9 protein-coding genes and 1 other annotated feature are annotated in these 11019 nt (G+C 47.7%); of the genes, 4 read left to right on the plus strand and 5 right to left on the minus strand.

Annotation, left to right across the window (positions count from 1 at the left end; translation table 11 throughout):
* Nucleotides 1–63: 63 nt before the first annotated feature.
* Nucleotides 64–308, minus strand: a binding site (T-box leader).
* Between the two features lie 82 nt (nucleotides 309–390).
* The 5 genes from Q0Y65_RS02275 to Q0Y65_RS02295 all read right to left on the minus strand — a co-directional run bounded on the left by Q0Y65_RS02275 (nucleotide 391) and on the right by Q0Y65_RS02295 (nucleotide 5010).
* Nucleotides 391–1017 (minus strand): hypothetical protein, encoded by a 627-nt coding sequence (locus Q0Y65_RS02275; RefSeq protein ID WP_297956356.1) that lies wholly within the window; start codon nucleotides 1015–1017, stop codon nucleotides 391–393.
* Complete coding sequence (locus Q0Y65_RS02280; RefSeq protein ID WP_297956359.1) at nucleotides 968–2215, minus strand: ABC transporter permease; 1248 nt, start codon at nucleotides 2213–2215, stop codon at nucleotides 968–970. The genes Q0Y65_RS02275 and Q0Y65_RS02280 overlap by 50 nt, the downstream gene beginning before the upstream one ends.
* Complete coding sequence (locus Q0Y65_RS02285; protein ID WP_297956362.1) at nucleotides 2215–3111, minus strand: ABC transporter ATP-binding protein; 897 nt, start codon at nucleotides 3109–3111, stop codon at nucleotides 2215–2217. The genes Q0Y65_RS02280 and Q0Y65_RS02285 overlap by 1 nt, the downstream gene beginning before the upstream one ends.
* Before the next feature lie 79 nt (nucleotides 3112–3190).
* Nucleotides 3191–4351, minus strand: a complete 1161-nt coding sequence (locus tag Q0Y65_RS02290; RefSeq protein WP_297956364.1) for a HAMP domain-containing sensor histidine kinase — start codon at nucleotides 4349–4351, stop codon at nucleotides 3191–3193.
* Complete coding sequence (locus tag Q0Y65_RS02295) at nucleotides 4339–5010, minus strand: response regulator transcription factor (protein WP_297956367.1); 672 nt, start codon at nucleotides 5008–5010, stop codon at nucleotides 4339–4341. The genes Q0Y65_RS02290 and Q0Y65_RS02295 overlap by 13 nt, the downstream gene beginning before the upstream one ends.
* Before the next feature lie 144 nt (nucleotides 5011–5154).
* On the opposite strand from Q0Y65_RS02295, the gene Q0Y65_RS02300 reads away from it, so the two are divergent.
* The 4 genes from Q0Y65_RS02300 to Q0Y65_RS02315 all read left to right on the plus strand — a co-directional run bounded on the left by Q0Y65_RS02300 (nucleotide 5155) and on the right by Q0Y65_RS02315 (nucleotide 10897).
* Nucleotides 5155–6024 (plus strand): hypothetical protein, encoded by an 870-nt coding sequence (locus Q0Y65_RS02300; RefSeq protein WP_297956370.1) that lies wholly within the window; start codon nucleotides 5155–5157, stop codon nucleotides 6022–6024.
* 94 nt (nucleotides 6025–6118) lie between these two features.
* The gene (locus Q0Y65_RS02305) at nucleotides 6119–8443 is read left to right on the plus strand and encodes an ABC transporter ATP-binding protein (protein WP_297956372.1); all 2325 of its coding nucleotides are present in this window, start codon (nucleotides 6119–6121) and stop codon (nucleotides 8441–8443) included.
* Between the two features lie 40 nt (nucleotides 8444–8483).
* Nucleotides 8484–10283 carry an ABC transporter ATP-binding protein gene (locus Q0Y65_RS02310; protein WP_363293500.1) on the plus strand — a complete coding sequence of 600 codons (1800 nt, stop codon included), beginning with the start codon at nucleotides 8484–8486 and terminating at the stop codon, nucleotides 10281–10283.
* An 80-nt stretch (nucleotides 10284–10363) separates the two neighbouring features.
* A complete protein-coding gene (locus Q0Y65_RS02315) occupies nucleotides 10364–10897 on the plus strand; it encodes a DUF3877 family protein (RefSeq protein WP_297956378.1) in 534 nt (177 codons plus the stop codon).
* The last annotated feature ends 122 nt before the right edge of the window (nucleotides 10898–11019 follow it).

Raw genomic sequence — 11019 nt, forward strand, 5'->3', positions numbered from 1 at the left:
GTGCGGAAAAACTGCCGCTGTCCTTTGCCGCGAAAAACAAAAAACTCGTCTCAAAGAATCGTTCTTTGAGACGAGTATCATTACATGATCACCCGCGGTACCACTCAAATTGTGCCGCTATTGCGTAACACCACTTCAGACTCCAGCAAGTCCTATTCATTGACGCAGAATCACGGAAGCGCTTACTGTCAGCTTTCAGCACTTCGGCTCAGAAGGGATACATAGCATTGCTTATCACCGACTCACACCTACCGTCGGCTCTCTGCAGACATTGGCAATCCTCTGCTTGTCTTCCTCATAGCTTATGTTTTGGATTATATCACACAAAAAAGCATTTGTCAAGCCCTTTTTAAAAATATTTTTCAGAAATGCCGTTCTGATCTTATGCGATCACTGTTTTCTTACGGCTCTGCGGCAGAAGAAGCCTGCTGCAACAAGTACAGCCGCCATCCCGAGAAGCCACCGCTTTTCCTCAAAGCTGCCCGACATCATCGAGAACAGGTAGAATCTGTCCAGCTTGTCCTTCATGGCGAAATTGCAGAGGTAGTACATTATAGCTGTCATATAGCCGACTATGGTATTATCGCTGACAGCCGATGCAAAAAAGCCAATTGAGCCGAGCGCAAGGGAGGTCGCAACGGATCCGCGGAAAAGCCTTGCTGTTACTGCCGAGTCCTGAAACCTCATATAAACCACGAAGACAGCGGTTATCGCTGTAAGGATCACAGCGGAACATATAAGCCTTATAAAGCATACTCCCAGATATGATGTCTTTTTTGAGCGTACAACATCTCTGATGTTTTCATTCTGTTCGGGCATGAATACCGGCGTCATCAGTATTATCCCCATCAGGGGAAGCATTATCTCAAGAGGCTGCGCCGCAAGTTTTTCGTCAAGCTCCGACAATCCGAACATAAAGGCGGTTATAATTGCAAGTCCCACAGCCGCCAGATAATGAAGCAGAAAGTTATGCCTTGCGTCTGAGCAGACCACCTTGGCCAAACAGCCTGATAGCATTGAATTTTCCTCCCCTCTTCAGCTCATATACAAGGACTGTCAGAACTGCGGCAACTATTGCAGCTGCCAGATAGAACAGCCTGTTGAATACGAAATTATCTCTCGAAAGCAGGAACGACGTTCTCTGATAAAGCGTATTATGACGGCATACCAGAGTGAATTTGCCTATACGTCCTTCAAGTACCATCCCGCTGCTTAGCACATCATAGAACCACCAGGCAAACTGCACGATAATAGCCGTTCCCCCCGAAAACATCTCTGTTATGAGCATGCCTGCCGCTGTTACTATCATAAGCTCGGGAAGCAGCCAGAATACGGGCAGAGTGAACATCCCTGACAGGTTATAGTTCTCTCCGCTGTAATTCTTCATGAGCTGCAAAGCTGCCGCCGTCATGGAAAGCAGTACAGGAATGAACATTGTTGTCACAAGTGCGGCATATCTTGTGAAAACCAACCTGAACGAGGATATCTTCCTTGTGTATACAAGTTCGCTGACCTTTCTGCGCCTGTCTGCCGATACGAGCGCAACGGCAACAAATACAGGCATAATGCCGATGACAATTCCTATATAGTCACAAAAAAGTCGCGCATAGCTTCCTGATATCCTGTCCTTTTCAAAAAGCTCCTCATATTCTGCCTGAGCATCCTCATATGTCATAGGCACCTGTGAAAAGTTATGCACAAGCCTATCCACTGCGTATTCCGAGCCTCCGCCGAGTATATCATCGATATCTCCCATTATCTCAGTAAATCTATCATATGTCATTGTCGTTGCAACAGGTATTTCAGGCACATCATACTCAACATTTTCACTCAATCCGCTCGACAGATAATACTTCTGACTGTTATTTTTCACATCCTCAAGGCCGTCTTTGTCAAGTCCGGTTATCTCCTTAATATAACCCTCGAGCGTCGTTCTGTCACTTTTTTTCAGGTGTACCATTTTGTAGAAACCAAGGGGATAACATACATAACTGTTCCCCAGATAGTCGGAAATCAGCGAATTAACAGCCGATCCCATTATAAGGTCGTGATCTTCGGAAATCTTATATCCGTAGTCCCCATTTTTTACGGGAGGATATTCTCTTTCATTACAATCGGAAAAATACTGAGTTATAAAAAACAGAACAACTATAAAGCAGTATATGATATATGTCAGCGAGCGGATAATCTTCCTGCATTCCTTTCCGAACAGCATTATTCCTCACCTCCCCTTACGTCACAGCCGCTGCTGTGGAGACAGTACATATACGCCGCCTCAAGATCGGGCTCCGCCAGCACCGCGTTTGGCAGATCGGGCTCGCTGTCGGAAACTATCCTTACAGTGGTATAGTCGTTCTGAGCAAGCATACCCGTAACTATATATTCCTTCTTTATCTGAGGCATGAAGCGCTTCTCTACATTTGCTGTATATATATGTCCCCGTGAGTTTTCAAGGAGCTGCGTCACAGTGCCGCGCCAGAGAACCCTTCCCTCGTCCATTATGGCTATCTGCTCGCAGGTAGCCTCTATGTCGCCGACAATATGTGTTGAAAGTATAACTATCCTCTCCTCGGCCACTTCACAGAGGAGATTGCGGAAGCGTATACGCTCCTCTGGATCAAGTCCTGCTGTCGGCTCGTCTACTATAAGCACCTGCGGATCGTGTATCAGAGCCTGTGCGATGCCAAGGCGGCGCTTCATGCCGCCTGAAAGCTCCTTGACCTTCTTGTGCCTGTGCTCTATAAGATTTACACGGCGCAGAAGCGAGGTGACCTTCTTTGCTCTTTCCGACTTTGGTATACCCGACAGAGCTCCCAGATAGTCCAGAGCTTCATCTGTCTTCATGGAAGGATACATTGAAAACTCCTGCGGAAGATAGCCGGTCATTGCTCTTATCTCCCTTGCCTTCTCTATAGGAACACCGCAAACGGTTATCTCGCCGCTTTTCTTGGTATGAAGTGCAGCAAGTGTTTTCATCAGCGTTGTCTTGCCTGCTCCGTTTCTTCCCAGCAAACCGAACATTCCCTGTCCGATCGTAAGGTTGATATCGAAAAGAGCCTGCTTGCGTCCGTAAAACTTGTTTACCTTTTTTATCTCGATCTTTTTCTCCATTTTATCGCCTCCAAAAATAATGACATGGAAGATGTATTCTCTTACCATGTCATTATAATAATCTATGAATTTCAACTTTTTATCTACGATCTGAACATTTTACGAAAAAAATTGCTGTGACTTTACCTCCGCCATTTGTATCGTTTTCTATTCTGATATCTCCGCCGCATTTTCTGCAAAGAAGACGGCATATATATAGTCCCAGCCCGAAATGCTCCCTTTCATTCTCGTCACTGCCGCGGTAGAACGGCTGCAAGGCCTTTCGCAGAGCTTCCTCGGAGAAGCCCTTGCCGTCATCGGCAACAGTTATATCCAGTTCATCAGAGCTTACAGACATACAACAGCTGACCTTCTTATCCGCAAAGCGCACTGCATTTGAGACAAGATTTTCAAATACCTGCATTACCAGTTCCCTGTCGGTACAGATGAGCTGCTCACTGTCTCCGTGAACCCTCTGCACAAAATCGGTATCTCCGCATATGAGCCTTCCGCTCTCGGCAGTTTCGGCGCAGAGGCTGCCGAAGGAGAACTCCTTTTCCTCGGGGATAATATCCTCCAGCTTGTGTACTCCGCTCATTTTCTCTGTATAGCGTTCCAGTCTTTCCACCTGCCCCGACATTTTATCCAGTATCTCCCTGTGCTTTTCGGGGCTCAACTTTCCGTCAAATTTCTCCACCAGCTCCGTATACCCTTTCAGCACAGTAATAGGTGTACGCAGGTCATGAGAGAATGCGGAATTGAGCCTTTTCCGCTCCTCAAGAGCCTTCCATAGCTGATAATTGCTGTTGTAGAGGTCACGGCGCATTACCTCAAACGAGGAGCAGAGATCTCCCAGTTCATTGGTACTGCTGCTCTCAACTTTAAAATCAAGATCATCGTTCAGTATCCTCGCGGAGGCATTCTGCAATACGTCTATAGGAGCCTTCAGCTCCCTGCGGTAGAACACCTTCACCGTTACCCATAGGCAGAATACCGACCAGACGGGTATAAGCATGATCTTTGCAAGACGCATCATTTTACAGACAAATATGCCTTTCTCAGAAACTATCTGTGAAAACTCCATTTCATTCACAGAGACCATATCCGAAACATACACCTGATACCGGCTGTTCAGATACCAGCGCTGAAAGTAATCTGACAGCGCCATTATAAGAAATATGCCCGCTGCACAGATCATAAAGCAAGGTATCAGATACTTAACCAGTGAAGCTGTGAGCTTGTGTCCTTTTATTTTATCCATTTGTACCCCATTCCCCATACGGTAGCTATGTGGCTGTCCTCGCCGTACTTTCCAAGCTTCGCTCTTATCCTGCGTATGTGTTCGGCAATGACGGAGCTGTCGCCCTCTGCGTCGTAGCCCCATATTTTCTCGTATATCCTTTCCTTGTCAAAGACCTGTCCTGCATTGAGGGACAGCAGTTCAACTATGCGGAACTCCTTGTTTGCAAGCTCCACCTGTTCATCACCGACGCAGACCGTTCTCTCGGTGTAGTCGATGACCACATTCCCGAAAAAACGTGCATTCCTGACAGAATTGCTGCGGTGATCCCGTCTTATATGGGCGGCCACCCTTGCACCTATCTCGTCAAAGGAAAAGGGCTTGATTATATAGTCGTCGCCGCCTGCGGCAAAGCCCCTTACCTTGTCCTCATCGGTTATCCTGGCTGTAAGGAACAGTATGGGACAGTTAACGTGCTCTCTTATTCTGCTGCATACCTCAAAGCCGTCAGCTTCAGGCATATTCACATCAAGGAGTATAAGATCGGGATTCCTCGAAGCGGCCTCTATGGCCTGCTTCCCGTTATATGCTGTATATACGCAATAGCCGTTGAGCTCAAAATAGTCCTTCAGCAGGCTTACTACGTCCTTTTCATCATCAGCTACAAGTATACTGTACATTACGTCACTTCCTTTCATACAGACTATACTATATGAAAATCAACTTTTTCTCAACTAATTATACCCCCTTCGGAAGAATATGTCAATTGACTACCGCTGCCCAATGTGTTATAATTGTAGTATCAATCAATGGGGAGAAGTGAAATGTCAAGACTGATTTCCGAAATATATAAGGAGTGGGAGGAACTGTGTCAGCAGCGCTTCCGCAAACTCAAAGAAAACGAAGAAAAGCTCAACCGCTTTTATATAGACCTGTACGGTATGGAAGAGGAGATAACTCCCGATGTAGAGGACAGGGACGTCACTGTGCGCCTTGCGGACCTGAGCCGTGAGATACGCAGTCTCATAAGCTATGCTGTCGGCTGTATATTCGGGCGGTATTCACCCGACCGCGACGGACTCTGCTACGCAGGCGGCAGCTGGGACCCCTCCGCATATTCCACTATAGTCCCCTGCTCTGACAATATAATGACAGTGAACTCGCCTGACAGCGGACTGACCAGAGCTGTCACCGACTTTGTTGAAAAGATTTACGGCAGCGATACACTTGCCGAAAACCTTTCCTTTATGGCCTCGGCACTGGGCGGCGGCGACGATCCGGTCAATACTATACACAACTACCTGAGAAAAGGTTTTTTCGCCGACCACTGCAAGGTCTACAAAAACCGTCCCATATACTGGCAGATAACCTCCGGCAGAAAAAAGGCGTTCAGTGCCTTTATCTATTTTCACAGGTATACACCGCAGCTGCTGTCCGTTCTGGAAAATGGCTATGCTCTCCCATATCATGCTGAGCTGAAGGAAAAGCTGAATAAGCTTATTCAGGCTCACAAGGAAGCCTCCGGAGCTGAAAAGGCTGCTTTCAGACGTGATATCAGCCGCTTACAGACGACACTGCTTGAAATGGAGGGCTTTAATGCAAGGCTTCACCAGCTTGCAGATCAGAATATCACTCTTGATCCCGACCACGGTATAAAGGCCAATTATTCCATGCTAAAAGATATTCTTGAATAGCGGGATCCCCCCGGAGCTTTAGGGGAGGATCTTTCCTGACTTTTATATACTGATAATTTATAATATACACTGAAACCAATCATAGGAGGATTTAATGAAAAGGATAATACTGAACCTTGTACCATACCGATATATCGTACTTCTGATCCTGCTGCTCCTGGGAGTGCAGGCATATTGCGATCTGTCGCTGCCCCAGTATACATCTGATATGATCGACACGGGTATACAGAATCACGGCGTTGAATACGCTCTGCCCGAGAAAATAACGGCAGAGGATATGGCCTACTCAACACTGTACATGACAGATGAGGAAAAGAATGAATGGAGCAGCTGTTACTCCGATAACGGAAACGGCATACTGAAAAGAAATGTCAGCGAGGATAAGCTGGAAACCCTCAGCGATAAGTTCCTTATCCCACTCACCCTCTCATATCAGACAGGAAACATGAGCGAGGACAGGTTCCGTGCCACATTGAAGGGCTCAATGGCGGCTTCTCCCGATCAGGCTCCGGAGGGGCTGGACATCGACACACTCTCTATCGAGGAGATAAGCAGCTTTATGGGCATGGAGCTCAGAACCACAGAAGCTGAGAATGAAAAGGGCGAGATGACCACTTATGTGGATATGCGTCCCGTTATGGAAGGGCTCATAGAGAGCGGTCAGATGAACAGCGAACAGCTTGCGGCTATACGCTGTCAGATGGAGGAAACAGTCTCCACGGTAGGCAGCAATACCGTAAAGTCAATGGGTATAGCCTTTGCCATAGCTGCCGACAAGGCCGCAGGCATCGACGTTGACGGGATACAGAAAAGCTACCTGTGGAAGCAGGGCTTCAAGATGTTCTGCATGGCCGTGCTCATGCTTGCAGCTTCTGTCTGTGCAGGCTTTTTCGCCGCCCGAACAGGCGCAGGCATAGGCAGGGATCTCCGCGAAAAGATATTCCGCAAGGTCATCGGCTATTCCAACACCGAAATAGATAAATTCTCAACAGCTTCGCTTATAACAAGAAGCACAAATGACGTTCAGCAGATACAGATGGTGACTGCGCTGCTGCTGAGAGTCCTTATGTATGCTCCTATACTGGGTATAGGCAGCGTTATCAAGGTTCTCCGCACAGGTGCGAATATGGGCTGGATAATAATTGCTGCCGTAGCCGTGATACTCATGCTCATTCTGGTACTGCTGCTTATTGCAATGCCGAAATTCAAGGCTATGCAGAAGCTCATTGACGGACTCAACCTCATATCAAGGGAAATACTTACAGGTCTCAGCGTTATACGCGCTTTCGGCCGTGAAAAGGAAGAGGAGGAGCGCTTTGACAAGGCCAACACCTCACTTATGCGTACCCAGCTCTTCACAAACAGAGTCATGGCATTCATGCTGCCATGTATGATGCTGGTCATGTACGGCGTTACCCTTACCATCGTATGGGTATCTGCTCACCGCATAGACACAGGCGATCTTCAGGTAGGCGCTATGACCGCATTTATCACCTACGCCATACAGATAGTAATGTCATTCCTCATGCTTACTGTCATGTCGGTAATGCTGCCCCGTGCGGGAGTTGCTGCCGACCGTATAGATGAGGTCCTCAAAACAGATTCAACAGTCAACGATCCCGAAAAAACCGAAAAAATAAGTAATTCGTCGGGCACAGTTGTATTTGACAACGTATCATTCAAATATCCCAATGCCGATGACAATGCCCTTGAGAATATCAGCTTCACCGCTGAATCGGGCAAGACCACTGCCATAATCGGAAGCACGGGCTGCGGAAAGTCCACACTCATAAACCTTATCCCAAGATTTTATGATGTTACCGAAGGAAGCATAACTGTTGACGGCGTTGACGTGAGAAAGCTTTCCAAGTCTGACCTCCGCAGCAGGATAGGTCTTGTGCCGCAGAAGGGGGTGCTCTTCTCGGGAACTATCGCTTCAAACCTTAAATTCGGACGCTCAGAGGCTACAGATGAGGAGCTTGAAAAGGCTGCGGAGATAGCTCAGGCAATGGAGTTCATAAGCGCCGACGAAAAAGGAATGGAAAGAGCTATATCACAGGGTGGAAGCAACGTTTCGGGCGGTCAGAAGCAGAGACTTGCCATTGCAAGAGCCATAGTGAAGAAGCCCGAGATCTACATTTTCGATGACAGCTTCTCGGCTCTGGATATGAAGACCGACGCTGCCCTGAGAAAGGCTCTTGAAAAATATGTAGGCAGCTCTGCTGTTATTATAGTTGCACAGCGTATCAGCACGATAATGAACGCCGATCAGATACTTGTTCTTGACGATGGTAAGATCGTCGGCAAGGGTACTCACAGAGAGCTTCTCAGATCCTGCGAGACCTACAAGCAGATAGCAGGTTCACAGCTTTCCGAGGAGGAGCTGAAAAAGAGCATGGGAGGTGAGGATAATGAGTGATAACAGGAGCAGTATGCCGCCTTCACGCCCAAAAGGACATATGGGCGGCGGAAGATTCGCGCCCGGTGAAAAGCCAAAGAACTTCAAAGGCACGCTGAAAAAGCTCATTTCCTACCTTGGAGTATACAAGATAGCAATAGTCATTGTCATGATACTTGCGGCTGTAGCGACAGTGTTCTCCGTTGCAGGCCCCAAGATAATGGCCAAGGCCACTAACGCACTGTTTGACGGTCTCATGAGCAAGATAGCAGGCACAGGCGGTATCGACTTCGGGTATATCGGAAGGATACTCCTCTTTACACTGGGACTGTATATATTCAGTTCCACAGTAAGCTTTGCTCAGGGCTGGATAATGACAGGCATATCCCAGAAGATATCCTACCGCATGAGAAAGGATATATCCGAGAAGATAGGCCGTATGCCCATGGGTTATTTTGAGAGCAGGACCTACGGCGAAGTCCTTTCCCGTATAACCAATGACGTCGATACTCTCGGAATGACGCTTAACCAGAGCATCACACAGATAATCACATCTGTAGCCACCCTCGTCGGTACGCTGATAATGATGCTCTCCATATCTCCCCTGATGACTCTGATTTCACTGGTGATACTGCCAATATCCGCATTTCTCCTTTCCTTTGTTATCAAGAAGTCACAGAAGCACTTCAGGACACAGCAGGAATACCTTGGACATATCAACGGTATCGTTGAGGAGACATACAGCGGACAGACCGTAGTACAGGCCTACAATAAAGAGGCAGAGACCGTTGAAGAATTCTGCTCGGTCAATAATGTGCTTTACAAGTCTGCCTGGAAGTCACAGTTCCTGTCGGGCATAATGATGCCTGTAATGCAGTTTGTCGGCAATATGGGCTATGCAGGCGTCGCCATTTCGGGCGCACTTCTGGCTATAAAGGGAGTTATCGGCATAGGTGATATACAGGCGTTCATACAGTATGTCAAGCAGTTCACACAGCCTATACAGCAGATCGCTCAGGTAATTAACCAGGTGCAGTCAATGGCGGCGGCGGCCGAAAGAGTATTTGAGTTCCTTGACGAGGAAGAGGAGGAGCAGATTCCTGCCGACGCCGTTATCCCCGAAAACGTCACCGGAGCTGTAAGATTCGATCACGTTTCCTTCGGTTATGATCCCGAAAAGATCATAATCGGCGACTTCAGCGCCGATGTCAGATCAGGTCAGAAAATCGCAATCGTAGGTCCCACAGGCGCAGGCAAGACAACTATCGTAAAGCTGCTGATGAGATTCTATGACGTCAACAGCGGTACAATAACTCTTGACGGTACGGATATAAAAAGGATACCCCGCAAAAAACTCAGGGAGAGCTTCGGTATGGTATTGCAGGACACATGGCTGTTCAACGGCACTATCATGGAGAATATACGCTACGGCAGACTTGACGCAACAGATGAGGAAGTCATCGCCGCTGCAAAGGCTGCTCACGCCCATCACTTCATCAAGTCACTGCCAAACGGCTATAACATGGTGCTGAATGAGGACGCAAGCAATGTCTCTCAGGGACAGAAGCAGCTTCTCACAATTGCAAGAGCTATCCTCTCGGATTCAAAGGTAATGATACTTGACGAGGCTACATCATCTGTCGATACAAGAACAGAGGTGCTCATTCAGGACGCTATGGATCGTCTCATGAGCGGCAGAACCAGCTTCGTTATCGCTCACCGCCTTTCCACTATCCGCAATGCTGATATGATCCTCGTCATGAAGGACGGCGATATCATCGAGCAGGGCGATCACAGGGAGCTTCTGGAAAAGGGCGGCTTCTATGCACAGCTCTACAATTCACAGTTTGAAAGTGCATAAGATAAGCGGTCTCCTTTCGGAGGCCGCTTTTGCTTGCAAAATAATGAATAATGTGATATACTTCATGAGGAGGTATAGATATGGATAACATCAGACTTGAAAAGAATATCTGCGATAATATATACGAGGCTCAGCTGAAACTCGGATATGACAAACGGCCTGTGAGCCTGAACTACACAGCTGCTTCGCTGGAGCATATCCTTGGAGAAGTACCCACGGAGGATATACTGAAAGAATTCGCTCTCACTGTACAGGAAAGGCTGGGACAGCTGCAATTCCGCCTGATAAAGAACGGCTGGTGCATTACCGTGCCTGCCGAGGGCTGCGAATATGTCCATAACAACAGCGGAGAACGCAGCTTTATGAAAAAGCTGGTTGACGCTGTGAGAGATCATGCAGACGCGGCAGAGCTGCTGGGACTTTTCCGCAAAGCCTCTCCCGACGCTGTGATAAAAGACCTCAGCAATGAGGAATTCCGCTATCTGGTGTACTTCCCCGGGGGAGTGCCTGACGAGTATTACTACTGTATAGCTGAAGAAGAGGAAATGGACGGAAGCCTTCACGCCTCCTATCACCGCTTCATTCGCGAGGACTATGAGGACTTCGGCTTCTGAAAAAAGGACAAAAGCTGTATTCGCCTATGAATACAGCTTTTCTGACTTGTCCGCTACAAAGAAATCACCTCGGCAGAGTTAATGTGCAGACACTCCGCTTCAGCATTCGCTCAAATAATAAC

The organism is uncultured Ruminococcus sp. (assembly GCF_947301925.1).
GTDB lineage: Bacteria > Bacillota > Clostridia > Oscillospirales > Ruminococcaceae > Ruminococcus.